At 40.0% G+C, this 26,038-nt stretch carries 23 protein-coding genes and 1 pseudogene; 14 read left to right on the top strand and 10 right to left on the bottom strand.

Annotation, left to right across the window (positions count from 1 at the left end; translation table 11 throughout):
- Positions 1-4 precede the first annotated feature (4 nt).
- The 5 genes from MWU84_RS07505 (at position 5) to MWU84_RS07485 (ending at position 5,254) form a co-directional block, all read left to right on the top strand.
- Positions 5-712 carry a gluconate 2-dehydrogenase subunit 3 family protein gene (locus MWU84_RS07505; RefSeq protein ID WP_246900159.1) on the top strand — a complete coding sequence of 236 codons (708 nt, stop codon included), beginning with the start codon at positions 5-7 and terminating at the stop codon, positions 710-712.
- Between the two features lie 43 nt (positions 713-755).
- On the top strand, positions 756-1,586 hold the full coding sequence (locus tag MWU84_RS07500; RefSeq protein WP_246900157.1) for a sugar phosphate isomerase/epimerase: 831 nt from the start codon (positions 756-758) through the stop codon (positions 1,584-1,586).
- A gap of 315 nt (positions 1,587-1,901) precedes the next feature.
- Complete coding sequence (locus MWU84_RS07495) at positions 1,902-3,623, top strand: GMC family oxidoreductase (RefSeq protein WP_246900154.1); 1,722 nt, start codon at positions 1,902-1,904, stop codon at positions 3,621-3,623.
- Positions 3,624-3,626: 3 nt separating this feature from the next.
- Positions 3,627-4,346, top strand: coding sequence for a gluconate 2-dehydrogenase subunit 3 family protein (locus MWU84_RS07490; RefSeq protein WP_246900152.1), 720 nt, complete (start codon positions 3,627-3,629; stop codon positions 4,344-4,346).
- A gap of 161 nt (positions 4,347-4,507) precedes the next feature.
- Positions 4,508-5,254 carry a M15 family metallopeptidase gene (locus MWU84_RS07485; RefSeq protein WP_246900150.1) on the top strand — a complete coding sequence of 249 codons (747 nt, stop codon included), beginning with the start codon at positions 4,508-4,510 and terminating at the stop codon, positions 5,252-5,254.
- Positions 5,255-5,720: 466 nt separating this feature from the next.
- On the opposite strand, the gene MWU84_RS07480 is transcribed toward MWU84_RS07485, so the two are convergent.
- The 6 genes from MWU84_RS07480 to tsaD all read right to left on the bottom strand — a co-directional run bounded on the left by MWU84_RS07480 (position 5,721) and on the right by tsaD (position 10,994).
- Entirely contained in the window at positions 5,721-6,899 is a 1,179-nt protein-coding gene (locus MWU84_RS07480) for a class I SAM-dependent methyltransferase (RefSeq protein ID WP_246900148.1), read from the bottom strand.
- 7 nt (positions 6,900-6,906) lie between these two features.
- Positions 6,907-7,995 (bottom strand): AI-2E family transporter, encoded by a 1,089-nt coding sequence (locus tag MWU84_RS07475; protein WP_246900146.1) that lies wholly within the window; start codon positions 7,993-7,995, stop codon positions 6,907-6,909.
- A gap of 3 nt (positions 7,996-7,998) precedes the next feature.
- A complete protein-coding gene (locus MWU84_RS07470) occupies positions 7,999-8,649 on the bottom strand; it encodes a DUF4159 domain-containing protein (protein ID WP_246900144.1) in 651 nt (216 codons plus the stop codon).
- 146 nt (positions 8,650-8,795) lie between these two features.
- On the bottom strand, positions 8,796-9,500 hold the full coding sequence (locus tag MWU84_RS07465) for a 16S rRNA (uracil(1498)-N(3))-methyltransferase (protein ID WP_246900142.1): 705 nt from the start codon (positions 9,498-9,500) through the stop codon (positions 8,796-8,798).
- Positions 9,501-9,516: 16 nt separating this feature from the next.
- On the bottom strand, positions 9,517-9,864 hold the full coding sequence (locus MWU84_RS07460; protein ID WP_246900139.1) for a TfoX/Sxy family protein: 348 nt from the start codon (positions 9,862-9,864) through the stop codon (positions 9,517-9,519).
- A 104-nt stretch (positions 9,865-9,968) separates the two neighbouring features.
- On the bottom strand, positions 9,969-10,994 hold the full coding sequence (gene tsaD / locus MWU84_RS07455; RefSeq protein WP_246900136.1) for a tRNA (adenosine(37)-N6)-threonylcarbamoyltransferase complex transferase subunit TsaD: 1,026 nt from the start codon (positions 10,992-10,994) through the stop codon (positions 9,969-9,971).
- An 87-nt stretch (positions 10,995-11,081) separates the two neighbouring features.
- Between tsaD and MWU84_RS07450 the strand changes: the two genes are divergently transcribed.
- The 4 genes from MWU84_RS07450 (at position 11,082) to MWU84_RS07435 (ending at position 18,552) form a co-directional block, all read left to right on the top strand.
- Complete coding sequence (locus MWU84_RS07450; protein ID WP_348647855.1) at positions 11,082-15,407, top strand: translocation/assembly module TamB domain-containing protein; 4,326 nt, start codon at positions 11,082-11,084, stop codon at positions 15,405-15,407.
- 195 nt (positions 15,408-15,602) lie between these two features.
- Positions 15,603-16,589, top strand: a complete 987-nt coding sequence (pfkA, locus tag MWU84_RS07445) for a 6-phosphofructokinase (protein ID WP_246900128.1) — start codon at positions 15,603-15,605, stop codon at positions 16,587-16,589.
- 25 nt (positions 16,590-16,614) lie between these two features.
- Positions 16,615-17,616 carry a type I glyceraldehyde-3-phosphate dehydrogenase gene (gap, locus tag MWU84_RS07440; RefSeq protein WP_246900125.1) on the top strand — a complete coding sequence of 334 codons (1,002 nt, stop codon included), beginning with the start codon at positions 16,615-16,617 and terminating at the stop codon, positions 17,614-17,616.
- An 84-nt stretch (positions 17,617-17,700) separates the two neighbouring features.
- Positions 17,701-18,552 carry an N-acetylglucosamine kinase gene (locus MWU84_RS07435; RefSeq protein WP_246900123.1) on the top strand — a complete coding sequence of 284 codons (852 nt, stop codon included), beginning with the start codon at positions 17,701-17,703 and terminating at the stop codon, positions 18,550-18,552.
- On the opposite strand, the gene MWU84_RS07430 is transcribed toward MWU84_RS07435, so the two are convergent.
- The 3 genes from MWU84_RS07430 to MWU84_RS07420 form a co-directional block, all read right to left on the bottom strand.
- On the bottom strand, positions 18,545-18,925 hold the full coding sequence (locus MWU84_RS07430) for a RidA family protein (RefSeq protein ID WP_246900121.1): 381 nt from the start codon (positions 18,923-18,925) through the stop codon (positions 18,545-18,547). The two genes, MWU84_RS07435 and MWU84_RS07430, sit on opposite strands and share 8 nt — an antisense overlap.
- A 26-nt stretch (positions 18,926-18,951) precedes the next feature.
- A complete protein-coding gene (locus MWU84_RS07425; RefSeq protein WP_246900119.1) occupies positions 18,952-19,728 on the bottom strand; it encodes a hypothetical protein in 777 nt (258 codons plus the stop codon).
- Positions 19,729-19,792: 64 nt separating this feature from the next.
- Positions 19,793-20,506: a methyltransferase domain-containing protein gene (locus MWU84_RS07420; RefSeq protein WP_246900117.1), complete on the bottom strand. Its 714-nt coding sequence runs from the start codon at positions 20,504-20,506 to the stop codon at positions 19,793-19,795.
- Between the two features lie 63 nt (positions 20,507-20,569).
- Between MWU84_RS07420 and MWU84_RS07415 the strand changes: the two genes are divergently transcribed.
- Complete coding sequence (locus MWU84_RS07415) at positions 20,570-21,064, top strand: YkgJ family cysteine cluster protein (protein WP_246900114.1); 495 nt, start codon at positions 20,570-20,572, stop codon at positions 21,062-21,064.
- A gap of 101 nt (positions 21,065-21,165) precedes the next feature.
- Positions 21,166-22,017, top strand: coding sequence for a sterol desaturase family protein (locus tag MWU84_RS07410; RefSeq protein WP_246900111.1), 852 nt, complete (start codon positions 21,166-21,168; stop codon positions 22,015-22,017).
- On the opposite strand, the pseudogene MWU84_RS07405 reads toward MWU84_RS07410, so the two are convergent.
- Positions 22,008-23,284 (bottom strand): annotated as a pseudogene (locus MWU84_RS07405) (DUF1343 domain-containing protein). The gene MWU84_RS07410 and the pseudogene MWU84_RS07405 overlap by 10 nt on opposite strands.
- Here MWU84_RS07405 and MWU84_RS07400 point away from each other — a divergent pair.
- From MWU84_RS07400 to MWU84_RS07390, 3 genes are all read left to right on the top strand, one after another.
- Complete coding sequence (locus tag MWU84_RS07400) at positions 23,259-24,500, top strand: FtsX-like permease family protein (protein ID WP_246900108.1); 1,242 nt, start codon at positions 23,259-23,261, stop codon at positions 24,498-24,500. The pseudogene MWU84_RS07405 and the gene MWU84_RS07400 sit on opposite strands and share 26 nt — an antisense overlap.
- A 76-nt stretch (positions 24,501-24,576) precedes the next feature.
- Positions 24,577-25,356 carry an aldose 1-epimerase gene (locus tag MWU84_RS07395; protein ID WP_246900106.1) on the top strand — a complete coding sequence of 260 codons (780 nt, stop codon included), beginning with the start codon at positions 24,577-24,579 and terminating at the stop codon, positions 25,354-25,356.
- Positions 25,357-25,366: 10 nt separating this feature from the next.
- Positions 25,367-25,999 carry a Crp/Fnr family transcriptional regulator gene (locus MWU84_RS07390; protein ID WP_246900104.1) on the top strand — a complete coding sequence of 211 codons (633 nt, stop codon included), beginning with the start codon at positions 25,367-25,369 and terminating at the stop codon, positions 25,997-25,999.
- The last annotated feature ends 39 nt before the right edge of the window (positions 26,000-26,038 follow it).

The raw sequence follows: 26,038 nt of genomic DNA, 5'->3' as shown, positions 1-26,038 counted from the left end.
TATTATGGATAGAAGAAAAAGTATAAAATCCATTATTCTTGGCGGGGTAGCAGGCGGATTGGCGATAAACGGATGCAAGCCGGGAACAGAAGGGGAGGTAGCTGCTGAAGAGGCCCTGTTACAGGAAGAAAAGCATTTTGGGCGGACCCCCGAAGAAAAAGAATTGTTGAAAAAACTGCACGCAGAACAGTTTTTTAATGAACATGAAATGGCTACTTTGGGAGTGCTGTGTGCATTGATTTTGCCTGCCAGCGAAACCTATGGAAGTGCAACCGACGCCGGGGTACCGGATTTTGTTGAATTCATGGCAAAGGATATTCCTGCATATCAAACACCATTGCGAGGAGGCCTAATGTGGCTGGACCACAAGAGCAATAATGATTACGCTGTGGAATTTAAGACCGCTACCGAGGCCCAACAAAAGGAAATTTTGGATACCATAGCCTTTCCGGATAAGGAAAACCCATCATTCGAGGAACAATTCTTTTCCCTGATACGGAACTTGACCGTAACCGGATACTACACGTCCAAGGAAGGTATTGAAGATTTGGGCTATAAGGGTAATTCCCCCAACGTTTGGGACGGAGTGCCGGAAGATGTTTTGGCAAAACATGGGAAATCCTATGACCCCGCATGGCTTGCCAAATGTGTTGACCAAAGTAAGCGCAACGATATGGCGGAATGGGATGATGAAGGTAATTTGCTAACCTAGAGAGTGTTAAGTTGTTTAAAGAATATAAGTAATTCTATACACTATGAAAAAATCACAACTTCTATGGCTATTTTTAATAGCCATAGTTTTTTTTGGAACCACAAATGTAACGGCCCAAGAAGTTGGTTTGCAATTGTACAGTCTTAGAAATCAGTTTAAGGAAGATATACCCAGTACATTAAAATTGATAAACGACTGGGGTATTACCATTTTGGAAGGAGGAGATACCTACGGCATGCCGGAAGAGGAGTTTAAGGGCCTGCTTGCCAAAAATGATTTAAAGATGGTCAGTATTGGTGCTGGCTTTGATGTTTTGGACAAAACGCCCGAAAAGGTTGTGGAACAGGCCAAAAGTTACAGTGCCACCTACGTAATGTGCGCATGGATACCCCACGATGGAAATAATTTTGGTATAGAGGATACCAAAAAGGCGGTTGAGGTATTTAACAGGGCTGGAAAGCTTTTAAGGGAAAATGGATTGAAATTGGCTTATCATGCCCATGGCTTTGAGTTTAGGCCCTATAAAAATGGTACACTCTTCGATTATATGGCGGAGAATGCCAAATATTTCGATTTTGAAATGGATGTGTATTGGGTGCATCACGCGGGAGTAGATCCTCTTAAACTACTTAAAAAATATCCTTCAAAATTTATTTTGATGCATTTAAAGGATATGGAAAAAGGTACTCCAAAGGATGATACTGGTCATGCCGATGTGGAAACCAATGTAACACTGGGTACAGGTGAAGTGGATATAGCCGGTGTTGTGGCAGAAGCCAAAAAATTGGGAATTAAATACATGTTCATTGAGGATGAATGTTCCAGGGTAGTGGAACAGGTACCCAAGAGTTTAAGGTATTTGGAAGGTTTGTAATAATATCGATTCCAATTATTGAAATTGACTTAAAAAGCCTCCTCACGGAGGTCTTTTTGTTTATTGGCTGTTGAGAAGCAGATTGCTGGGAAAAAGAACCAATAGTCATATTTTTTTGTTCCATGCAGTGCTATAAAAAGGAATTGGGCTGTAATCCTAAATGACAATTACAAGGATTTGTCCCACCTAATGACATATTATCAATTATTGATGGTTTTATATCAAAATACATGAATTTTCAGGTTGTTTGAATAAAAAATTCTAATTTGATTTCAATTTAGACTTATATTGAAATTCAAGATTAATTCATTTAATATGCAGATAAAAGAATCCTCAGAAATTTATGATGTAATAATTGTCGGTTCGGGTGCTGGTGGCGGTATGGCCACCAAACAGTTGGCCGATGCCGGTCTCAATGTTGCGGTTGTCGAGGCCGGGCCGTTTTTTGATCCGGCAGACCCAAAAACAATGAATCAGCTGAAATGGAATTACGAATCTCCTAGAAGGGGAAGGGGTACCACCCGGGCATTTGGCGAATTTGATGCTGCTTATGGCGGTTGGGAGATAGAAGGAGAACCATATACCCGTGAACCTGGTACCGAATTTGACTGGTTCCGATCCCATATGTTAGGGGGGCGTACAAACCACTGGGGGAGGATTTCCCTTCGTTTTGGGCCCAAGGATTTTAAAGGAAAGACCAGGGACGGTCATGGTGAGGACTGGCCCATAGGTTATGAGGACGTAAAACCATATTATGATAAGGTAGATCAATTAATTGGGGTATTTGGCACCAATGAAGGACTGGAAAACGATCCTGATGGATTTTTCCTGCCTCCACCAAAACCAAGACTACATGAGCTTTTCTATATCAATGGGGCCAAAAAGGCGGGAATACCTACTATTCCAGGTAGACTTTCCATGCTCACCAAAAGAATTAATGCGGACCGTGGCGTGTGTTTCTATTGTGGACAATGTTCACGTTCCTGTTCCGTTTATGCCGATTTCTCATCGGGCAGTTGCCTGATATTTCCGGCACAAAAAAGCGGGGGCCGAATAAAATTATACGTCAATTGCGTTGTGCGGGAGGTGACCACCAATGAAGAGGGCAAGGCAACAGGGGTGTCTTATATCAGTAAGGACGATAGAAAAGAGTATAAATTAAGGGGTAAGGTTGTGGTTTTGGCGGCTTCCGCCTGTAGTTCTGCCCGAATTCTCCTGAATTCGAAAAGTAAACAACACCCTAATGGATTAGGTAATAGTAGTGACGTTGTAGGTAAATATTTGCACGATTCTACGGGGGCCAGTAGAGCCGCTTTCGTACCTGCATTGATGAACAGAAAAGTATCCTATAATGAAGACGGAGTGGGCAGTAACCATGTGTACTCTCCTTGGTGGGGAGATAATACCAAGTTGGATTTTCCAAGGGGGTATCATATCGAAGTGGGTGGAGGTATGAAGATGCCGGGCTATGGTTTTAGTTTTAACCCCAATGAGTTTAATAAGTTCTTTGGACTCAAGGTAGGTGGCTATGGGGATAGCTTAAGGGATGATGTCAAAAAATATTACGGCTCCGTGTTAGGGGTAGCCGGTAGGGGTGAGGGTATTGCCCGTAAGGATAATTACTGTGAAATAGACCCTACCACGGTGGATCAATTTGGTATTCCGGTATTGAAGTTCAATTACAAATGGTCCGAATTTGAGAAAAATCAGGCCAAGCATATGCAGGATACCTTTGAGGAGATTTTCCACAATATAGGAGCAGAGCCTTTAGGCGAAAAGCCAGGTAAGGATAAGGATTATGGGCTTGAGGCTCCGGGACGCATTATCCACGAGGTAGGTACCACCAGAATGGGTAACGACCCCAAAACATCGGTCACTAATAAATTCAATCAATTACACGATGTGGACAACGTATTTATTGTAGATGCAGGCCCCTTTACTTCCCAAGCGGATAAGAACTGTACATGGACCATTTTGGCATTGTCCTGGCGCGCCAGTGATTATATTATTGAACAATTAAAACAGCAAAATATCTAGACCATGGATAGAAGAAAGAGTATACAGACAATAATTCTTGGTGCGGGTGCGTCTGCCTTGGCCTTTCATGGCTGTAAGACAGATGGACCCGATACGGCCGACCAAGCTGTTGCCGCAGCGGAAAACACCCATTATTTTGGTCGTACCCCAGAGGAGTTGGAGCTTATTGAAAAATTAAATGCAGAACAGCTTTTTACCGAGCACGAAATGGAGACTATATCGGTATTGAGCACGATAATACTTCCTCCCAGGGAGCCTAACGGAGGCCCTATTGAGGCAGAGGTTCCCGAATTTATAGAATTCATGGGCAAGGATATCCCTGAGCTGCAGTTGACGCTCAAAGGTGGACTAATGTGGTTGGACCATAAGAGCAATGCCGATTTCGGAATCGAATTTAAGTTGGCTAGCTTGGAACAACAAAAGGAAATATTGGATACCATCTGTTATCATGATCCCGAAAAATCGTTGGAAGTGCAACCGCTTGAGATACAATTTTTCTATTTGATGCGGGGGTTGACCGTTTGCGGTTATTATTCTTCCAAAGTAGGAGTTGCAGAGCTAGGCTATAAAGGAAATACGCCCAACGTTTGGGACGGTGTTCCGCAGGACGTGTTGGATCAACATGGTGTTGACTACGATCCTGAATGGGTCGCTAAATGTATCGATCACAGTACTAGAAACGAAATAGCTACTTGGGACGACAAAGGCAATCTTTTAACTTAGGCCTCCTAAAAATTGATAATATTAGGGAAGGATCATTAATTATTTTTGGTACCTATTAGATTTATAAAAAGCCCCAGTTTCGGGGCTTTTTTTGTTTATTTGTTATGGCGGAGCTGATAAATAGAGGGGAATGATTGGAATAAAAATTGGCAATATAATATATGGACAGGAAGCACACAGTTTTTAAGGGAATGGCGTTTTTAATATTAGCCCTTTTTGTTGGATGTAAGGAAGCCTCTGTAAGCAAGAGAATTAATGGGGAGAAGGAAACGAAAGTACAGTTAACGGATTCAGTTGTAGTTGTAAAGGATGAGAAAGAAAATACCCCGCTACCTAAGCTTAAATCCCTGGAAGGTCTTGCCGATACTTTGTTTGTAAGGTTGGCCGATTATAGTGATGATTTTGTGTACGACCTGCGCTATGCCACAGAAAATAATTTTTTAAAGGCCAAGGTCTACGATTGTGCGGAATGTTACACTAGGGTTAAAACGGCCCGGGCACTGCTTTTGGCCAATAAGGAATTTATGGACAAAGGATTTAAAATAAAGTTCTTTGACTGTTATCGCCCAAACGACGTACAATATAAAATGTGGGCCATTGTTCCCAATCCGCAGTATGTTGCCGACCCGGTCAAGGGGTCTATTCATAACAAGGGTGGTGCAGTGGATATTACTTTGGTTACCTTGGACGGGGAGGAGTTGGATATGGGGACCGATTTTGATTTTTTTGGAAAAAGGGCTTACCATGACAATTTGGATCTACCTAGGAATGTCCTGGATAATAGGTTGTTGTTAAAGGAAACCATGGAAAAATATGGATTTTGGTCCATAAGAACGGAGTGGTGGCATTACAATTTGGGTACTGCGTCCAATGACAAGGTGGCTAATTTTAAATGGGATTGCGATTAACGGCGTGTCAGGGATTCTGATTACAGTAGTCTAAAATTAAAAGGGCTTCCAATCCCTTCCGTCTCCTCGCCTCCTGGTCGAGAATCCACCTTCCCTTGGACAAGGGAAGGAACCTATTATGAAACTAAACGTTCTGTTACCACACCAAGAAATATGAAAATGCTCCTTCCCCTAGAAAAGGGAGGGTGGCTTCGACATAGGAGAAGGCAGAAGGGGGTAGAAAGCGCAAACCTTGGCTCGGAAAAATAAGATTTCTTGGACACCCAAGCACTCTATCTCTTAACTGCTAGACTCCCAATTACGTATTTGTATTAATGTTATTGCGATTCGCGATTTAAGTAATAGTGTTAGGCCTTGATGCGACTGTTCTAGTCACTTCAATAGGAGTTGCTTTTTTGTAACGTCCCGAATTGTATCGGGGAGTGAAGTCACCTATTTTTGTTTATTGCAGCAAGTTCCCACTAGCTTAAATTTTGTGGCATTCAACAACAATTTTTTCACCTTTCGGGTTGGTGGTAAAAAACAGATAGACCTCCCCTCCATCCTTAATCTTAAACTTTTTCCTTATTTCCGCCACACTTATGGGAAAATTCCGAATGGTAATATTTGCTTTTTTTAATTCCAGTCTTTGTAATTCTTTTTTATTGAAGGGAATGGTCTTGATAACTTTAAACCTCCTGCCCGGAAATTCCAATAGTTGTTCATTGGTGTATAGATGTGAGTGATCATGTAACTTATACATATTGAATTTATCGCCTACGGTCTTAAAGGCCCCCGACTTTAGAATGGCCGAATTAGGCTCGTATAAATATTCAAGGGGGTCCGAGTAATTGGAGTGCGCTAATTTTTCATCATCAATGGAAAAGTTGAACTTTTCCATTGATGGTCCGCCTAGGTTTACTGTTTTTACCAATACTTCATTTTCATAGCCCTGTTCCAAAATCCATAGGATTTCTTTTACCTCATTCTTTACCGATACAGTATGGATTTCCTTAACGAAGCACAACTCCCTGAGTCCGGCCGACAAGTCTAGAAGAGGGGAGGTTTTTATCATTATTTTTTTCACCCTTCCAAGAATGATGTCCAGATTATCGGCGACATTCGGGATACAATCGGACAATAAAAAAACCTTTCCCTTGGCATCATGTCTACGGGAGGGATCTATAAATACCCAATCGAATTCGAATTCTGAATGTTGTAAGAAATCTATTCCGTCCATGGCATGGGTGCGGATATTGGTCCTGCCCAAAACTTTAAAGTTATGTTCTGCTATTTCGGACAGCTCACTGTTCAATTCACAATGGTGTACCTGTCCTATTTTGGGACTGAAGAAATAACTGTCGACCCCAAAGCCGCCGGTCATGTCCAAAAGGGATGTTCCACTTACAAGTCCAGCCTTATATTCGGCTGTAGTTTCAGAGGAAGTCTGCTCAATATTTAGTTTGTTGGGATAGTAAATATTTGGAGTGCCAAACCAGGTGGGGAGCTTGTCCTTACATTTGATCTTGGCTTCAATTTGTTCTGCGATTTCCTTGTTGGTAACACCTTCAAAATTCAAGGGCTTCAACAAAACGTCAATAATTTTTGTCTTTAAATTTTCATTTATAAAGTCTTGAATTTCAGATGTTAGTATATTTTTGTTCAAGGTGGAATTATAAATTTTTTGTAAGGGACTTAACTATTTTATTCTCGTTGAAAAATTCCTTTAAAATTACTTTAATCGCCGTATATCCAGGTACCGCAATGATCATTCCGGTGACCCCCAAAAGCAGGCCTCCGATGATGATGATGAGAAAAATTTCCAAGGGATGCGATTTTACGCTACTGGAGAAGATGACAGGCTGGGAGAAAAAGTTGTCTACCAATTGACCAATAATAAAGCCTATCATAACATAGCCCGTTTTGGGTAAAATTACGCTACTAAAATCGGCCCCTACATTGCTGGTCATGGTCAAAATCGCCATCAATACCCCACCAATGATAGGGCCTATATAAGGTATAAGGTTTAAAAGGGCGCACAGAAAGGCGATTACTACGGGATTTTCAATTCCAAAAATAAAAAGGACAATAGAATAAATAACAAATAGGATCAGGATTTGGAACACTAGGCCAACAAAATATCTCGAAAGCAAATTTTTGATGGTTTCCATGGAATGTTGAAATCTATTTTCATTTTTTCCAGGGATTAGGGTAAGTATGGATTCCTCCAATAACTTGCTGTCCTTTAAAAAGAAGAAGGCTATAAAGAGAACGGAAAATAGCCCCACACTAAAACTACCCAATATGCCGATTATGGAGTTTAGGAAATCTGGAAGAATACCAAAGTTCAGGTTCGAAAACAAATGTGAATCTTTAATACTTTGCTCCAAATCTTCGGATTTGACCCCGATATATTGCAGTAGCTGGCGGTACAAGTCCTCTAAATTGGTCTGTAAGGCATCTATGTTGAGAAGGGATAGGTTCTGTCCCTGTTGTATGAGCAAGGGTACAAATAGGGCAATGACTCCGGCAACGACCCCAACAAGGAAAATCATAGTTATTATAACAGCCACGGTATTATTGAATTTTAATCTCTGACGAAAAAATAAAACAATGGGGCGCCCAATTAAGCTGGCCACTGCCGCTATGGCAATATATATTAGAACGGCGCTAATTTTATATAGGAAAGCCAGTAGGATTGCAATGGCTACAATTATTCCAAGAGCCCTCAATATACCTTCAGCAATAGTCTTAGATGTCATATTTTAACTTTTAAAAACGTAGGAAATTATATTGGCCCCCATTTGTAAAGCCTTTAGGCGGACCTCCTCAGGGTCGTTATGCACCTCTGGATCTTCCCATCCGTCCCCTAGGTCACTTTCAAATGTAAAAAGAAGGATCAGACGGTTCTGTTCAAAAATTCCAAAGGCTTGGGGACGGTTACCATCATGTTCGTGTATCTTGGGCAATCCTTTGGGAAATTGAAATTGTTGCCGAAAGATGGGGTGGTCCACACCCAATTCCGTAAGTTCCTTGTCAGGAAATATTTTGGCCAGTTCTTTGCGCAAGTAGGGTTCCATACCGTAATTGTCATCTATGTGCAAAAATCCGCCCGCTAATAAATACGTTCTAAGGTTTTCTGCTTCCTCCTGGGTAAGAAATATGTTGCCATGCCCCGTCATGTGTAAAAATGGGTATTGAAAAATATTGGGGCTACCTACTTCTACTGTTTGTGGTTTGGGGTCAATGGTGGTCCTTAGTTGTTGGTTACAGAATTTGATTAAGTTTGGGAGGCCCGTGGGGTTGGCGTACCAATCACCTCCACCTCCATATTTTAAAATGGCAATTTCCTGTGCTTGTGTATTTTGCGCCAAATAAAAATTGAACATCAATAAGATTACAACTAGCTGCTTCATATGCACTTGGATAATTACGATATTCAAATTTAAGAATATTAACGGGTTATAAAACTAAAAGGGTTATGTATAACATTTCATGTTTTGGCAAAGAAATTTAATTGTCAATAAAAGTATGCCTTGCCATGATATGCCCCAATGGCGGATTACAAGTTTACCAGCGCAATGGCAGTACAGGCCACTATGGCCGCGGTTTCTGTACGTAATCTTGTGTTTCCCAAGGCAACCGCTTGAAATCCGTTGTTCAGGGCCGCCTTTATCTCATCAGAGGAGAAATCCCCTTCTGGCCCGATCAATATGGTGGTGTTTTGTTTGGCAGCTGCAGAATGGGATAGTTCCTTTCTATTGTCTACCTCACAATGCGCTATAAACAGTTCCCCACTCTTAGGCAGGGCCATGTATTCTTTGAAGCTAATGGCCGGATTTAGTTGCGGAAGATAGGATTGTAAGGATTGTTTCATGGCGGATTGGATAACCTTTTCCATTCGGTCCATTTTAATGACCTTTCTTTCGGAATGGTCACAAATAATGGGTGTGATTTGATGGACGCCTATTTCAGTAGCTTTTTCCAAAAACCACTCGAATCGGTCGTTTAGTTTTGTCGGTGCCACTACCATATGTAGTTGATATGGTTTTGGCGGTACCTGGGTTCTGGAGATAATTTTTGCGCTGCATTTTTTATGATCGGGGAAAAGTATTTCGGCCTCAAACCAAATGCCCTTTCCATTGGTGATCTGTACTATATCGCCAGAATTTTTCCTCAGTACTTTGGAAATATGGCGACTTTCATCGGTCGGAAAGTTAAATTGGTCAGTGTTATTATCTAATTCTGGATGGAAGAAAAGTTGCATGGGCTTGTTGTGTGGTTTACAGTTCGTTCAATTTTTGTTTTGCGTGTTCCAATCCTAGTTCAATGTAATTTAATAATTGTTCCTCTGTGGCAATTCCCTCTTGGGAAACATAGACGAATTCTTTCATGGGGCGTTTTGCAAAATCCATAGGTCTCACATGTTCTGACCTCATAATTCCCTCCATTTTACTGGATATGATCCTTACCATGAGGCTTTCCTTTATTATGCCTACTGTCATTTTTCCAGAATACAAAAAGGCAATTCCGCCAAACATTTTCTTTTCGGTAATATTGGATCGTACAGCTGGGGGCTGCAATTCAAAACTGGCCCTAATTCGATTTGCAAATTGTTCGTCGTATGCCATAATATTTTAAAGTTTCAAGATACAAATTCAATGAAAATAATTTGCTCGGATACTGGCTATTCCAGAAATCGGTAAAAACATCAAACCTTGAATATTGATACTTGTTATTCGATTACATATCTCGCCTTGGCGGTAATACTTTGATCTACAAAGTCCATTTCTTTGTATTTTAAATATCCCACAATACCTATCATAGCAGCATTGTCCGTGCAATATTCAAATTTTGGAATATAGGTGGTCCATCCCCATTTTTCCTCCGCTTTTAGAAGTGCCTGTCTAATACCGGAATTTGCGGAGACTCCTCCGCCTATAGCTATTCGCTTTATTCCGGTCTGCTTTACCGCCTTCTTTAATTTATCCATTAAAATATTGATGATGGTATATTGGATGGAAGCACAGATATCGTTCAGGTTTTCGGCAATAAAATTGGGGTTGTTTTTTGTTTCCCGCTGAATAAAATAAAGTATACTGGTCTTTAGTCCGCTAAAACTAAAGTTTAGTCCGTCCACTTTGGGCTTCGGAAAGGGGAAAGCTTTTGGGTTGCCCAATTGGGCATATTTGTCTACCAAGGGGCCTCCTGGATACGGAAGGCCCAATATTTTTGCACTCTTGTCATAGGCTTCCCCTACGGCATCATCCAAGGACTCTCCTAAAATTTCCATGTCAAAGTAATCCTTCACCAGTACTATTTGCGTATGTCCACCACTAATGGTCATTGCCAAAAAAGGGAAGGAAGGCATTTTGTAATTTTCTTCCTCAATAAAGTGCGATAAAATATGGGCCTGCATATGGTTTACCTCAATTAAAGGTATGCCCAATCCCAAGGAAAGGGATTTGGCAAAGGAGGTTCCTACCAATAAAGATCCCATAAGTCCTGGTCCACGTGTAAAAGCTATGGCGGATAACTGTTTTTTATCGATATTTGCTTTGGCTAATGCCTGGTGCACTACAGGGACAATATTTTGTTGGTGTGCCCGTGAGGCGAGTTCGGGAACAACGCCCCCGTATTCCTCATGTATTTTTTGGGTGGCCACAATATTGCTTAGTGTCCTATTGTTGTATAATACCGCGGCAGAAGTGTCATCGCACGAGGATTCAATGGCTAGAATATAAATAGTTTTATTATCCACTTGGTTTGGAATAAAATTTGAATGTACAAAGGTAAAACATAAAGCCCTATCAAAAAATTAAGAAAAATTCTGGTCAGAGTATTTTTGGTGCTCATTCTTATTTGCGTGTTGGGCAGTGTAATACTTTCCCTACCATTTGTCCAGACCCGTTTTGCCAAGTATGCCACCACGGAGATCAATAAGGAATTTGGCACCAATATTAATATTGATCGCCTAAGGATTTCCTTAATTTCCTGGGATACTTCACTTAAGGGCGTTTATATTGAGGATTACAAACAGGATACCCTTTTTTACATAGACAATTTAAGCACCTCTATCCTAAATGTCCGCAATTTGGTGAACGGTAAACTGGAGTTCGGCGACATAGCTATTGAGCGCCTCAATTTTAAGCTTAGAACCTATCAGGACGACAAGAACACCAATCTAGAGGTGTTTATAGATAAGTTGGACGATAAGAAACCTCGTAAACCAGGGACACCTCCGTTTTATTTTTCTTCTTCTGACGTAGAAATTAGCGATAGTAAATTTAAGCTCATTGATGAAAATCGTGAGACAACAGAAATGTTGAATTTTGTAGATCTTAATATTTCTGCCTCAGATTTTAACATTCTTGGTCCTGACGTTAGTTCCAATATTCAAAAGATGTCCTTTAAAAGTAAAAGGGGAGTGGTCGTGGATGAAATGGCCACTGAGTTTAAGTACACTAAACAGCAGATGCGCTTTGATTCCCTTAGTATCAAGACCCCTCAATCCCACTTATTGGGAAAGGTAATATTCAATTACGATCGGGAAGATTTTAAAGAATTTTTGGACAAGGTTAAAATTGATGCCGAATTTGTTGAATCTACTGTGGCCTTAAATGAGGTAAACCTACTTTACGATCAGTTTGGAAGTGATAAAATTGTTTCATTCTCCACTATTGTCGATGGGGTTCTGAACGACTTGAATACAAACGATCTGTTTTTGACAACGGATAATACGGGAATCCGTGGCGATTTTAATTTTAAGAACCTTTTTACCAAGGATGCCGGTTTTATCCTAGAGGCCAATATGAAAAATGTTACCTCCAGTTACTATGAACTTAGGGCCTTGCTGCCGAATATATTAGATGTATTGCCGTCCTCGGTTCAGAAATTGGGCCAGTTTACGGTTAGGGGAGATGCTCTTATCACGGAATCTTCAATAAATACCAAAGCCAACATTAACACCCTAATAGGAAGTAGCTATGTGGATCTGGAGCTTACCGATATCGATCATATAGACGACGCCTCCTACAAGGGGTTTGTCTCTTTGATCGATTTTGATCTTGGAAATTTGATAGGCGCTGAAAAGGTGGGTGTTACCAATCTGGATTTTAATGTGGAGGGTAAGGGCGTAGTCATGGAATATTTAAATACGGAGGTAATAGGGCAGGTGTATTCCATAAATTTTAATGGTTACAACTATAAGGATATCAACGTGTCCGGAATTATAAAGGAACAGCTTTTTGATGGTTCGCTGTTGTGTAGTGACGAAAATATTAAATTTAGTTTTAAAGGATTGGCCGATTTTGCGGAAAACAGAAATAATTTCAATTTTATTGCTTCCGTGGATTACGCCGACCTTAAGAGAGTAAATTTTATAAATGATAGTGTATCCGTTTTTAAGGGGGATATAAATATGGATATCAGTGGTAACTCCCTGGATAATATTGTTGGGGATATAAAATTTACCAAAACCAATTACCAGAACAAGAACGAAACCTACTACTTTGAGGATTTCAAGGTCTCGTCTACCTTTGAAAATGACAGCACCCGGATTATCGATATTAATTCGCCGGATATTATTACCGGATATTTAAAGGGTAATTTTAGAGTCAAGGAACTAGGTAGGTTGCTGCAAAATTCCTTGGGAAGTATTTACACCAATTACAGGCCCTTCAATATATCTGCGAATCAGAGATTGGCCTTCAATTTCAAAATCTACAACAAGATTGTGGATGTGTTTTTTCCAGAGGTGAAATTTGATCCCAACACCTTTATAAGGGGAAATATCATTGCCGATGAAGGCGATTTTAAGCTTACATTCAAATCGCCCAGCATAGTTGCTTTTGGCAATGAGTTGGATAGTATAGATATAAAGATAGACAATAAGAACCCCTTATTTAATACCTATGTTTCTATAGGGGATCTAGCAACTCCCTACTACGATGTAAAAGATTTTAATTTGATAAACACTACCTTGAAGGATACTCTGTTTTTTAGAACGGAATTTAGTGGGGGTAGTGAATTTAATGATAGTTACAACCTCAATTTCTATCACACTTTTAATAAGGAGAACAAATCTGTTATAGGTCTAAAAACTTCCGATATAAGTTTTAAGGGAAATAAATGGATACTCAACAAGGATGGGAATAATAAGAATAAGGTAATTCTAAACAAAACCCTGGATAGTATTACCATTGAGGAGGTAGTCATGAACAACAATGAACAGGAGCAAATCCGGTTAAGGGGCCAATTGGCAGATTCGACCTACAAGGACATCGAGCTTCAGTTCAAGATTGTGACCCTTGGCAAGATTACACCCGCTATAGATAGTCTTAGATTACATGGGGAGGTGAACGGTACCTTAAACGTCCTTCAGAAGGATAATGTATATCTGCCTTCTTCCAATTTGAATATTACGAATTTTGGCATCAATGATATTACCTTGGGAGATCTGGGCATTGGTATTGTAGGGAATAGGGATTTGACCGATTTTGTGGTGAACACATCCTTGATAGACAAGGGGTTCGAGAAGCTTAGTGTGGTAGGAAATATCTCTAATAGGGAGAAGATTCCCCAAGCAAACCTTATAGTAGACTTCAATAAGTTTAATTTGGAGCCATTTAGTCCGTTGGGCGAGGGCGTCATTACCAATATAAGGGGATTGTTACAGGGTAGTGCCATTCTAAGGGGGCCCATAAATAATCCCAATTGGAGCGGCGTACTTTCTTTAAATGAAGCCGGCATTGCCATTCCCTATTTGAATGTGGATTACAGTTTTGCACCTTACTCCAGGGTAAAGTTGTCCGATCAAACCTTTAATTTTCAGAAGATCAAACTCACGGATGTGGCCATGAATACCAAGGCAACTTTGGATGGTACCATAACCCATAGGTTTTTTAAAGATTGGAGCTTGGATTTGGATGTTGATACCAATAATGATCGATTTTTGATACTTAATACCCCCTTTCAGGAAGAGGTGCTATACTATGGAGCCGGTTATTTAAATGGTACGGGCCGAATATTTGGACCTACAAACGCACTAACGATCAATGTGGATGGAGCAACGGCAAGGGGTACCTCCTTAAAAATTCCAATTAGCGATGTAGTTAGCGTTGGCGATTTTTCATTTATCAATTTTGTGGGCAAGAAAGTAGAGGATTCGGATAAAGAGCAACGTGTATTAAAGGAGGTAGAGGGTCTGGAATTGGCATTTAACCTGGACGTTACCCCGGATGCGGAAGTTGAAATTGTTGTAGATACCAAGACTGGTAGTTCTTTAAAAGGAACAGGAGCCGGAATTTTGTTCATTGAAATCAATACCAACGGTAAATTTAATATGTACGGGGACTTCGTAGTGGTGACGGGACAGTTTCGCTATAAGTTTGGCGGAATTATAGATAAGACCTTTAAGGTGAAGCCTGGAGGTAATATTACTTGGGAAAGGGAGCCCTTGGCGGCACAATTGAATATGGAAGCCGTTTATGCCCTAAATGCAAACCCGGCTCCGCTATTGGATAACCCTGGATACACAAGACGAATACCGACCGATGTGGTGGTTAGGCTGACCGGTGAGTTGGAAAGTCCGGTTATAGACTGGAGAATAGAATTTCCCGGTACCAATTCCATAGTTAAATCCGAACTGGAATACAGATTGCAAGATCCCACCATTGCCGAAAAAAATGCTCTTTTTCTATTGGCACAAGGTTCTTTTGTAAATGAACAGACAGGTATTAATCAACAGGCTGTTACGGGGAATCTACTTCAATCTGCCTCGGGAATTCTCAATTCCCTATTGGCAGGGGACAATGACAAATTAAATTTCGGATTGTCCTACGAACAAGGTATTTTGGATAGAACCACTGATATTCAGACCGAGAATAGATTGGGGGTAACCTTGTCTACCCAGATCAGTGATCGGGTTCTACTAAATGGTAGAGTAGGGGTACCGGTAGGGGGAGTATCGGAAACCGTAGTTGCCGGGGACGTGGAAGTTCAGATTTTGCTGAACGAAGAAGGGACCCTTAGTGCCAAAATATTCAATAGGGAGAACGAAATCCAGCAATTTCTGGCAGATCGCCAGGGGTATACACAAGGTGTTGGACTTTCCTATCAGGTAGACTTCGACAGTTTTAAAGAGCTAATGCGCAAAATTTTAGGAAGGAATTAACCACTTTTTTGGGTCATTTTGGTCGTTTTGGGCAAATTCTAGATAATCACTTTACTTGAAGAATTGATTATGAATTTAACAATTTCCAAGAAATTATTCAACGAAAACGTTGGAGTGGTCCGTTGTTGTCAAATTAAAGCCAAAGTCGGGTAATTATTGAAATAAGTTTGCTAGTTTTGTTTTTTTAAAATTTTTATGGCTTCAGCAATAAAAAAGATTGGTGTTTTTACATCAGGAGGAGACTCCCCGGGAATGAACGCTGCTATTAGGGCAGTAGTACGTACATGTGCCTATTTGAAGGTTGAATGCGTTGGTATCTATAGAGGATATGAAGGCATGATGGAGGGTGATTTTAAGGTTATGGATGCGCGTAGCGTGAACAATATAATTAACAAGGGAGGAACAATTCTTAAATCTGCCCGTTGTTTACCTTTTAGGACCAAGGAAGGCCGTCAAGTGGCTTACGATCAACTTAAAAAAGCAGGTATAGATGCGTTTGTCGTTATTGGCGGCGATGGCAGCTTTACAGGTGCATTGACCTTTAATAAGGAATTTGATTTTCCAGTAATTGGAATCCCTGGTACCATAGACAATGATATTTTTGGAACTACCTATACATTAGGATTTGATACGGCATTGAACACCGCTGTTGAGTGCATCGATAAAATCAGGGATACGGCCAGTTCACACAATAGACTGTTCTTTGTAGAGGTTATGGGTCGGGATGTTGGCCATATCGCTTTAAATGCAGGTGTTGGTGCAGGAGCCGAGGAGATTTTGATACCTGAAGAAAATCTGGGTCTCGAAAGATTGTTGGAATCCTTAAAACGCAGTAAGGAATCCGGTAAATCATCAAGTATTGTGGTGGTGGCCGAAGGTGACAAAACAGGTAAAAATGTTTTTGAACTAAAAGAATACGTGGAAGAACATCTTCCCATTTATGATGTGCGTGTATCCGTTTTGGGACATATGCAAAGAGGTGGGGCGCCATCTTGTTTTGATCGTGTTTTGGCAAGTAGAATGGGTGTCAAGGCAGTTGAAGCATTATTGGAAGGAAAAACTAATTTAATGGTGGGTATACAGGATAATACAATAACCCTGACTCCGATCAGTAAGGCAATAAAAGGACATACAAAAATTGATAAGGAGCTTATGAGGGTTTCCGATATCATGACAACATAATTTTAAACATTAAAAACAATTAGAAATGTCAAACTTGAAAATAGGGATTAACGGTTTCGGAAGGATTGGAAGATTGGTCTTCAGAGCTACTGTAGAAAGAGATAATGTAGATGTAGTGGCTATTAACGATTTGCTTGATGTGGAACATCTTGCTTATTTGTTGGAATATGATTCTGTACATGGAAAATTCAATGGTACCGTTGAAGTAAAGGATGGTGATTTGGTAGTAAACGGTAAAACGGTTAGGATTACCGCTGAAAGAGACCCAAAGAATTTGAAGTGGGATGAGGTTGGTGCTGATATCGTTGCTGAATGTACCGGTATTTTTACTACTTTGGAAACGGCTCAGTTCCATATTGATGGTGGTGCAAAAAAAGTGGTTATTTCAGCTCCATCGAGCAATGCTCCTATGTTTGTAATGGGAGTTAACCATAATGAAGTTAAAGCTTCGGATAAAATTGTTTCAAATGCATCTTGTACTACCAACTGTTTGGCTCCTATGGCCAAAGTATTGAACGATAGCTTTGGTATTGAAGAGGCTTTGATGACTACTGTACATGCTACAACAGCCACCCAAATGACTGTTGATGGTCCTTCCAAAAAAGATTGGAGAGGTGGTAGAAGTGCCCTATTGAATATTATACCTGCTTCAACAGGTGCTGCCAAGGCAGTAACAAAGGTAATTCCATCATTGCTTGGAAAACTAACCGGGATGGCTTTTAGAGTGCCAACTGCCGATGTTTCCGTGGTGGATTTAACTGTTCGCTTGGAGAAGGAAACTTCTTACGAAGAGATCAAGAAGGCATTTAAAAAGGCTTCTGAGGGAGAATTGAAAGGAATTTTAGGATATACCGATGAAGCGGTAGTTTCCCAAGATTTTATAGGGGATGCCAGAACCAGTATTTTTGATGCAGGAGCTGGAATTGAATTGAATTCAAAATTCTTCAAAGTGGTTTCATGGTATGATAACGAGTCTGGATATTCCAATAAATTGGTCGACTTAGCGCAATACATCCATAAATTATAGACTTATAGGGTAATAATTAAAAGAATCCTGAAATTAAGCGATATTTTGCTTATTTTCAGGATTCTTTAGTAATAATCGTGTTATATGATATTGATCGTAGATAGTGGCGCAACAAAATCGGATTGGATTGCATTGGATGAAAAGGGCAACCAGTTGTTCATGACCCAAACTTTAGGTTTAAGTCCTGAGGTATTGACGCGTCCTGTAATCGAAGACCGTTTGGCCAATAATTTTGAACTTTCCAAGAATAGGGAGGATGTTACTAACTTGTATTTTTACGGGGCCGGTTGTGGTACCGATAGGATGAAGAAGTATTTAACAGAGATTTTTAATGATTTTTTCCCCAACGCCAAGGCTGAAGTAAAAGAGGATACATACGCGGCCATATTTGCCACAACAAAATTAGGGCAGCACGGAATTGTTTGTATTTTAGGTACGGGTTCCAATTGCAGCTATTATGACGGTGAGAAATTACATCAAAAGGTTACCTCTCTGGGGTATATTCCTATGGATGACGGTAGCGGTAACTTTTTTGGAAGAAAATTGATAAGGGACTATTATTTTAATAAAATACCAATGGATTTGGCCACCAAGTTCGCTAAGGAATACAATTTGGATGCCGATGTAATCAAGGAAAATCTGTATAAACAGCCTAATCCAAATACCTATTTGGCCACTTTTGCCAGGTTTATTGTAGAAAACAAAAACCATCCCTATTGCAGAGGGGTAATAGATAAGGGCTTTCAGCAGTTTGTAAACAATTACATTATGCAGTTTGAATTGGCTACAAAAGTTCCTGTTAGTTTTGTTGGCAGTATTGCCTATTACTTGCGTGAAGAACTTGCTACGGTAGTAGAAAGAAACGATTTAATTCTAGGTGTTATAAGACAAAGACCCATAGAAGGCCTGGTCGAATTTCACAAAGGCACTATTTAACGGCTATCATAGATATTTCAACGTTTACAAATTTGGGAAGATTGGCAACTTCTACAGTTTCTCTGGCTGGTGCGGTATCCGCATCAAAATAGGCGCCATATACTTCATTTATTTGTGAAAACTGGTGCATATCCTTTACGAAAATCGATGTTTTAACAACATTTTCAAAAGTCATTCCTGCCTCGGTAAGAATGGCTTTTAAGTTTTGCATGGACTGCTCGGTTTCCCTTTTAATATCCCCTGACACTAAATCCCCAGTTTTTGGATCTATAGGAATTTGCCCTGAGATATACAATGTGTTTCCAGCGAATACAGCCTGGTTGTAGGGCCCTATTGGGGCAGGTGCGTTTGAGGTGGTAACTATTTTTTTCATCTATTTATAGGTTTTCGTTCTTAGATTTATTTGCCTCCATTGGCCTGCAAATCTAGAAGGCATTCTGTGCCAAAACTGGGGATTGCCCCATTTTTGGCGGTTAACATTTTGGCCATTCCCCATCCAAATTGGAGCTCTGCCCTCATTAGGCAGTTCTGTTCGTCGCAATGACTTTTGGCATCAGGGTCTTCATGTTCGTTAACAGCGGGTGTTCCTAGGTTTACCAATCCAAATAAATGTCCGGCCTCGTGGTTTAAAGTAGCCGCTTCCACGGTAGAATTACTGATCAAAGAACTCTTCGCGGCCAATTTTCTAATGGTGGCTTCGTATATGACCATAGAGGTATTGCGGTAAACGGCCCCCAGGGTTACCAGATCTTCATCGGGATTATCATCACTGGCACTTGCATCGGTAAAATAGATATATAGTCCTAAGGTATCACCATCATTGTAAACAGTTCTATTTTCTTTTTCCAAATCAAATATTTCGTCTATCGTAAGGCTGTCCTTCTTAGGGGAGTCCAATTCCTTGTATGTAATGCTTATGTTATCTTTATGGGCACGCTCGTTAAGAAGTTCAACAAAATTCGAAACTGCCATTTCTGTAGGGGCATAATTCGTTACATAACCAATTTCGATGAGCAAGTTTTTGAATTTGGAGCTGGAAAGCAGCTCATTTGCAGAATCTCCCGGACCTTTTAAGTTAGCTGTCTTGTCTACTTGGGTTCCATTTTCATTGTTGTCCTTGGAACAACCAAGGAACAAGAAAAGGGGCAACAAAAGCAATATGGATAATTTTTTCATTCTTGTCATTTTTTTTTGGTCAAAGGCCCGCTGACATAAAGATAACGACAAATCTTCACGGGTATTACTTAATTCTGGTAAGTTTAGCTAAATAGTCGAAATGTTTTCCTTTGCTAACAAGTTCGCAAGTTAAGTTATTTGCATTAGCCGCCCGTTGTAAAGTGTTGTAATCCAAATATAACCAATCCAAGGGTTCGCTTTTCCCTCCCTTGTACTCCATTTCGAAGGTAACTTCCCCATAGTAATTTTGGTCATCAGGAATCCAATAGCCCCCATCCTCATCTTCGTCGTACATATAAATGATGTCACTTGAATCCAAGAGTATCTGGCCGTTGGGATTTAAGAGCGATTTTAAATGCGAAAGAAAGTGATCAATGTTTTTTAATTTACCTACTATTCCAATGCCGTTCATGAGCATTAAAAGTGTATCGTATTTTTGTAGTTTAAAATCTTTAATGCTTTTTAAAACAGTATGTTCTATACCTCTAAGTTTACAGGTTTCAATGGCCCCGTGGGATTGGTCCAGAGCTGTTACGGAGAAGCCCTTTTTTTGTAAATAGAGGCTATGGCTTCCAGCTCCACATCCAATATCCAGGATACTGCCCTTACAAAGCTTCAAGGCTTTTTGTTCCAAGGGTGGCATTTTCTTAAAGTCCCTAAATAAATAGGGAACTGGGATAATGTCCTCTTCCTCCAAGGAAGAATAGGTCTTGATGTCTTCCGAATAGTTCCCGGATTGATAATCCATTAATGCCTTTCCTAAAATGTCCTTAGCCATTTAAATTTGTTATTTACATGCAAATGTGGGACTTTTAACCAACTTTTAAAAGTTTATTCCATAATGGATGAGGTAATTAAGCAGCTTCCGAAGCGAGCACAGGAAAAGCATAATGAGAATAAGAAATTCTTTGATAAACTACGGAGAAAACCGCCAAAGGATTTGGATTATGTAATGCAGGATTTGCACGAGACAGAGTTTGGGAAGACAGATTGTTTGGACTGTGCCAATTGTTGCAAGACTACGGGTCCCCTTTTTACCAATGCGGATATAGGGCGTATTGCAAAGCACTTTAGGATGAAACCCCAAAAATTTATAGATGAATTTTTGAGGATGGACGAGGACAATGATTATGTGCTGCAAAGTGTTCCCTGTACCTTTTTAGGAGCCGATAATTACTGTTCCATCTATGATGTAAGGCCTAAGGCATGTCGAGAATTTCCACATACGGACAGGAAAAAATTCCAGCAAATTAGTAATCTGACCCTTAAAAATGTGGCTATTTGTCCAGCTGCTTTTAACATAGTGGAAGAGATGAAAAAGTTGATTAAGGTGTAGTAGCCCGGTTTCGAAATATATTTTAAGCCAAATACAGTAAACTTCCAATAGCTTTGTTGGCGGGGAGTTATTTAACAAAAACTATTTTGTAAATTTAAAATATGGAAGCCATTTACACTTATTTTGAAACTATTCCTCCGGCACACCGAAGTATCATTTTGGTATCAGGGATTGCCTTTTTTTGGATATTGGAGTATGTTATTCCCTTGTTTCAGTTAAAATATAGCAAGTTTAGACATGCGGGCATTAATGTTTTTTTTACCCTAACTACAATCCTCGTAAATTTTCCCTTGGCCTTTTTATTGTTAAAAACCAGTGATTGGACCATAGCCAATAATTTTGGGGTGCTACAATGGCTACCTGCAATGCCCTTGTGGATAAAGGTATTGTTGGGTGTAATGCTGTTGGACTTTTTTAGTGCCTGGTTGGCCCATTGGGTGGAACACAGGATAAAGATACTTTGGGGTTTTCATTTAATTCATCATACAGATCATGAGGTAGACACTACAACTGCCAATAGGCACCATCCGGGAGAAAGTGTGGTCCGTTTTGCGTTTACTTGTTTCGGTACTTTTGTGGTAGGGGCACCTGTAGCTATTATTATGATATATCAGGCGCTTTCAGTTGTCTTGTCGCAATTTAATCATGCCAATATTTCACTTCCCAAAAAGGTGGACGATGTCCTTAGTTGGATCATTGTTTCTCCGGATATGCACAAAGTGCACCACCATTATAAATTACCCTATACGGATAGTAATTATGGGAATATCTTTTCTATTTGGGACCGACTTCTTGGAACCTTTATGAAATTACCCAATAGTGAGATTGTATATGGCGTAGATACCTATCCCTGTGAAAAGGAGAATTCTGATATAGGGGCCTTATTGAAAATTCCTTTCAAAAAATATAAAGCTCCGGAAAAAGTGGATAATAAATCTGCCGGTCAATTGTAAATGAGATATTTGGACCTTATTAGTTTGAATTTTTGAATATCGGTTTGCCAGCTTTTCTTTATTTCTTCTTGGGGAAGTCCCGCCTCTATCTGCTTTTGTAATGCGGCGGTTCCGGCATGTCTGGTAAAGCCGCTGGTGTTAAAAAACAAGCTCTTGTCCTTGGTGTTTTTGTAAGCATCCAGTATATAATCCAAATTCACGGAACTTATTTTGGGAGTCTCTGACAAGTCCATCCCAAAACATATTTTACCATTGTGTTTCGGTTCCTTTGACCCAAAATTTGGGGCAGGGGTATATTGGAAATTGTATTTGGTACTGTCCATAAAAGGTGCACCATAACGTTGAAACTGAAACTCTGTTCCACGACCTGCGTTAACATTGGTTCCTTCAAATAGGCCCAAACTAGGGTAAAGATAAATAGAGGTATTGTTGGGTAGGTTGGGGGAGGGCCTAATAGGTAAAATGTAATCTTTGTGGTGATCGTAGTTTTCCATCTGTATTACGGTCAAATCTGCTTTAACTTTATTCTCCAGCCACCCTTCTTGGTTGATCATATGGGCATATTCACCAATTGTCATCCCATAAACCAAGGGAATATTGGTCATTCCCAAAAAGCCTCTGTGTTCGGTTTCCATACTAGGGCCATCCACGTAATGGGCGTTGGGATTAGGTCTGTCCAAGACTATTATGGGAATATTGTTTTCTGCGCATGCCTCCATGACCAATTGCATGGTAGCAATATAGGTATAGAAGCGTACCCCCACGTCCTGAATGTCGAACAGTACTACATCAACATCCTGCAATTGTTCTTTGGAAGGCTTTCGGTTTTTTCCGTACAGAGAAATTATGGGGAGTCCGGTTTTTTCATCCTTGCCATCGCTTACCTTTTCCCCGGCATCGGCCTCTCCTCGAAACCCGTGTTCGGGGGCAAATGCTTGCTGTATATTTATATTATGTGCCAATAGGGAATCTACAAGATGGGTGTAAGACAAGGGGTGGGTGTCCTTAAAGATAACACTGGTCTGATTGGCTACAATTCCAACCCTTTTTCCTTTGAGTAATGGGAGGTAGGTACCAGTTCGGTTGGCTGCTACGATTATGGGTAAATTAGTTGCCAGTGTATCCTGTGTAACTACGGAATTGAGTTCTTTATTGTGGGTTTTGGTGTGGTTTCCACATGAAGAAAGTGTAAAAAACAATAATAATACTGTATTTTTGAAAATGGAAAAAACTGCCATAAATTGAATTTAGAATTTTTTATTGCCAAACGCCTTGTTATAGGTAAAGAGCATAAAATTAGTATATCTGCACCAATAATAAAAATAGCTATTGCGGCAATTGCATTGGGTGTGCTAATGATGTTGGTGGCCATATCTACCGGGGTAGGATTAAAACACAAGATACGGGAAAAAATTGCGGCCTTTAATGGTCATATCCAGATATATAACTACGACAACAATACCTCCGATGTGTCCATGGTTCCTGTTTCCCTTGATCAGGAATTTTATCCGGAATTTAAATCGGTTAGCGGTATACAACATATTCAAGGGGTAGCCGCCAAAGCCGGGATAATAAGGACGGAGGAAACTTTTGAAGGTATTATAGCAAAAGGGGTTGGCGCAGATTTTAATTGGGACGTTTTTAAGGAGTTTTTGGTAGATGGTGCCCTGCCCAATTTTGAAGGTGAGATCAATAGTGAAACGTTGATATCCCAAGTTTTGGCCAATCGACTAAAGCTGAAAACCGGGGATTCCTTCGTTGCAATTTTCTTTAAGGAAGATGATGAATCAAAAATTCCGAATCAAAGAAAATTTACGATAACGGGTATTTACGATAGTGGTTTTGAGGAGCTTGATGGCTCCTATATTTTTATCGACCTGCGGCATATTCAACATATGAATAAATGGGCCGATAACGAAGTAGGAAACTTTGAAATCTTTGTTGATAATTTTGATGAAATAGATAATAAGGCCAAAGAAATTTATGGCAAGACCATGTCCGATCTGGACACACAAACCATAAAGGACAAGTATTACAGGATTTTCGAATGGCTTGGTCTATTCGATTTTAATATAGCATTGATCATTGGGATAATGATCATTGTTGGAGGTATCAACATGATTACTGCCCTGCTTGTTTTAATACTGGAGCGGACCCAAATGATCGGTATTTTAAAGGCATTGGGATCGTCCAATTGGAGCATACGCAAGATATTTTTGTATAATGCCACTTATTTAATAGGTGTTGGACTTTTGCTGGGCAATATTATTGGACTAGGTATTATAGGTTTGCAGTATAAATTCCGGATGTTCAAATTTCCCAATCCCAAGGAATACTATATAGATTATATTCCTGTACATATTGATGTGATGACCGTCTTGTTGCTGAATGTCGGGGTTTTAATTTTATGTCTTTTAATGTTGCTGGTACCGTCCTATATTATTACTAAAATTTCTCCGGTAAAGGCTATAAAGTTCGAATAGAAATTATTGCAAATTATTTTTTTAAGTTCTGAATGGATAACAAAGTGCTAACTTTAATCCTCAAAAATAAAAGGAGATGGTAGAATTAAAGCTACATAAGCAAATAGTGAGAATTGATGCAGGGGAATTGGTAGGTTATTCAGTAGCCGGCCATGAGTATATTCACCAGAAAGGTAGCCCTGGTTGGAGAAATTCGGATACCGAAATGTTTCCTATTATAGGACCCACCAATGAGGCTAATTTTAGGGTCAAAACTCCCAAGGGTGCAGCGGTACAGGATCAACATGGGCTATTAAGGGAAATGGAATATCAACTGGTTTCCCAAACTGATTCCAAAGTAATCTTGAGAAAGGACTACGTTATGGGTACCCAGCTTAAAAATTCTAAATTTCCATCGAAATCTACTGCGGAATATTTGTCATGGCCCTATAATTTTAAATTTGAGAAGTCTTTTGAGATTTTGGAAAAAGGATTGAAAATTCAATTTAAAATAATGGCCGAAGAAGGAATGCCGTTTATGTTGGGATATCATCCTGCCTTTAAATTACATTCGAATAATGTTTCTGTTAGAACCACGGACCGCAACATTGGCCTACAGGAGGTTCTTGCTGTAGGAAGTAGGGCCCTTCCGGTTTTGGACTGTAATTCCATTACCCTTATTGATGTTGGCGAGCTTAGTATAAAAACAGAAGGTTTTGGGAATTTTATGCTTTGGACCGAGGTACCCAATATGCTTTGCATAGAACCAATTTCCTTTTACCCCTATGCGGTAGATCAGGAGAATTTATATAAGGGATTTCAGAAGGTGAATACATCTGAAAAGACCTTTTCGGTAATTATAGAACCTAATATTTGACACGATTAGAATGACAGAAGCATTACAACTACATTATGGTTATCTTTTTGAGCCAGAATTGTTAGAGGAAATCAGGGAAATAGGTTCGCTGAAGAAAGTCAGACAAGGAGATACTTTGATGGAAATCGGCGATACCATTAAATCTATGCCACTATTGCTGCATGGTGCTATTAAAGTGTTGCGCGAGGATGGGGATGGCAATGAACTTTTGTTATACTTTGTTGAAAGGGGAGATACCTGTGCCATGACTTTTTCGTGTTGCATGGGAGACAAAAGAAGTGGGATAAGGGCAGTTGCGGAAACGGATACGGAATTACTGATGATTCCCGTGAGTTATTTGGAAACTTGGATGGGTAAATACAAGACCTGGCAACACTTTATTTTAGATAGTTACCACGCTAGAATGATGGAGCTTATGGAGACCATAGATACGCTTGCCTTTCTTAGAATGGATGAGCGCTTATTAAAGCATTTGCAGGATAAGGCCAAAGTAACCCATGACGACGTTCTATACGCCACCCATCAAGAAATAGCCTACGATCTTCATACCTCACGGGTGGTGGTATCCCGACTGTTGAAAAAAATGGAAAATGAAGGTAAAATAGAACTATATCGAAATCAGATAAAGGTGTTGGATCTATAGTTTATTGCTGTCCAATACTTGTTATTTAGAGGATTAAGC

Source organism: Arenibacter sp. F20364, assembly GCF_023015905.1.
Classification (GTDB): domain Bacteria; phylum Bacteroidota; class Bacteroidia; order Flavobacteriales; family Flavobacteriaceae; genus Arenibacter.
This window is presented reverse-complemented; position numbering and strand designations above follow the sequence as displayed.